Source organism: Candidatus Zixiibacteriota bacterium (genome assembly GCA_040752815.1).
In the GTDB taxonomy this organism is placed as follows: Bacteria; Zixibacteria; MSB-5A5; order GN15; family FEB-12; genus JAGGTI01.
This window is the reverse complement of record JBFMGC010000107.1, coordinates 1-2,543: the sequence shown is the minus strand read 5'-3', so window position 1 is coordinate 2,543 and position 2,543 is coordinate 1. Positions and strand designations below refer to the sequence as shown.

Below are 2,543 nucleotides of genomic sequence, written 5' to 3'. Positions count from 1 at the left end.
CGGATCTCGACAACGACGGTGTCGGCGATCTCTGCGACGACGATGACGATGGCGATACCGTCGCCGACGCGACCGATAACTGCCCGACCGTCGCCAACACCGACCAGGCCGATCTCGACAACGACGGCATCGGCGATCTCTGCGACGACGATGACGACGGTGACACCGTTGCCGATGCCACCGACAACTGCCCGGCGGTGGCCAACACCGACCAGGCCGATCTCGACAACGACGGTATCGGCGACCTCTGCGACGACGATGACGACGGCGATACCGTCGCCGATGCCACCGACAACTGCCCGGCGGTGGCGAACACCGACCAGGCCGATCTCGACAACGACGGCGTCGGCGACCTCTGCGACGACGATGACGACGGCGATACCGTCGCCGACGTGACCGACAACTGCCCGACGGTGGCCAACCCTGACCAAGCCGACCTTGACCACGATGGCATCGGCGATCTCTGCGACGACGATGATGATGGGGATACCGTCGCCGACTCTACCGACAACTGCCCGACCGTAGCCAATACCGACCAGGCGGATCTCGACCACGACGGCATCGGTGACCTCTGCGACGACGATGACGACGGCGATACCGTTGCCGACGCCACCGACAACTGCCCGACGGTCGCCAACACCGACCAGGCGGATCAGGATGGTGACGGTGCGGGCAATGTCTGTGATTCCTGCCCGTTGGATGCGGATAACGACAAGGACGGGGACAGTGTTTGCGGAGATGTGGACAACTGTCCCGAATTGGCCAATGCCGATCAGGCGGACCTCGACAAAGACGGACTCGGCGATGCCTGTGATCCGCAGACCTGCGGAAATGGTACCCGCGAAACAGTTGAGAGGTGTGACGACGGTAACCGAACAGACGGCGACGGCTGTTCGGCGCTGTGTATCACCGAATGTCTTTTGACCGTTTCAAAAGCGGAAGTCGAATGGGATAAAGGCGAGGTGAAATTTGACGGCTCGATACGTCTGCCCTTTGGTGTCACAGCGGCTACTATCCTGCCGCAGGGCGCGGTGAGGATACAAATTGCCGATCTCGCTCCGCTGGTCGCCGACCATATCGAGTTTACCGCCAAGGGAGATGAAGGGAAGAAGTGGGAATATAAGCAAGGAAGCAACAGTATTGATAAGTTCAAGATTGACTGGAAAGGGGCAAAGTTTGATTACAAGGGGCTCGTCCATATCAAGGCCAATCTGCTCGGCCAGGACAGCACCAGCCTCGAGATTGATCGGGAGGGGCTGACCGGTGCCTTTTCTATTCAGATAGGGTCCGCAGTGATTCAGGTCGGCGCCGATAACCAGGTCGTCATTATTCCCGCAACCATGATGGTGGACGATGATGACGACGATGGGGAGATAGAAGTTGACCTTCCCTTTGCATTGACACCGGATATGACCATCCGGATCAGCCGCCCGGAATTACCGGACACCGTGGTAGCGGTGGCGGATTATTACACTTATTCCACAGGGAAATTCGACTTGCGGGCCAAGTTTGACCCAGCGGGAAAGACAGGGATGGAGGTCATGCCGGATCTCAAACTGCGCCTGACGGTGGGTGAGGCAGGATATCCGGGATATGCCGAAATGTCCTCTGGCTGGAAAACCATAAAGGCCAAGGAGTGGAAGCATGAATAGAGAATTTATGCGGAATAGATAACAATAAATCATTACTGAGAATTTAAATAATTCTTGCGACAGAATACTGGAGTGGTAATGTTTAATAGCAACAGGATCAATCACGAACAATGCATTCATTCCGCAACGAAGCACACAACACGCCACCGAAAATCTAATAAAATATTCCTAAAAATGATATTTATTCAGAATTATATCGTAAAATCATTTATAATTTTGGCACTGATGCTACTTTTTCCCATGCCACCCAGTGCTAACGCAGCTGAACCAGTAGTCCAAACGGATTATATCTCGCCTTTTCCGCCGACAATTAACCAGGTAAAATCGCCAACACGAGAAGGCACGCAAATAGTATCAGGAACAAAGGAACCAAACACGAGCATTCTTCTAAATGGAATAGAAGTAGTATCAAATAATGAAAGCGGATCATGGCAATATTCTGTTGAACTTGCAGAGGGAGAAAACCTTTTACATTTCCAAGCCATGGACAGTTTCGGGAATTCAAGCGAAGAAAAAGTTGTTAAAATTATTTGCTATTCAAAAGGACAAACCGGTTATGTTGTTGGTAGGATTGACCACACTTTAATCGACGAGGGGCTTACTGATTTTCCAGTATTGTTACGCTTAACAAAGGATCTCTTTTCTTGGGTCGAAATTTTGGCAGGAGGGTTTATTGACGACACCCCTCCAGCCTTTTCGGTATTCGATTCAAATAACACACAATGCGCTGTAGAAATCGAGAGATGGGCCCCTGTCGAAAAAGAAGGCTCTTCCGGGAACTCCGTGGGTAAGCCAGGCCCGGTATGGGCGAATATGACCTCTTGATAAAGTCGGGTTGCGGAACGAAGAGACCATAAAAATCTCGTAGTGGAGCAGCCCCTTCCGATTTCC

Annotated in this window: 2 protein-coding genes; both read left to right on the top strand. The window is 52.5% G+C overall.

Annotated elements, in window-relative coordinates; genetic code table 11:
* Window positions 1–1,652, top strand: a 1,652-nt coding sequence (locus AB1772_13315) for a thrombospondin type 3 repeat-containing protein (protein MEW5797318.1), incomplete at its 5' end; no start/stop codon positions are given.
* A 78-nt stretch (window positions 1,653–1,730) separates the two neighbouring features.
* A complete protein-coding gene (locus AB1772_13310; GenBank protein ID MEW5797317.1) occupies window positions 1,731–2,477 on the top strand; it encodes a hypothetical protein in 747 nt (248 codons plus the stop codon).
* Window positions 2,478–2,543: the final 66 nt, after the last annotated feature.

Bases quoted from the DNA above. Each gene is read 5' to 3' on its own strand.
- AB1772_13310 (MEW5797317.1), top strand. From the start codon at position 1,731: ATGTTTAATAGCAACAGGATCAATCACGAACAATGCATTCATTCCGCA.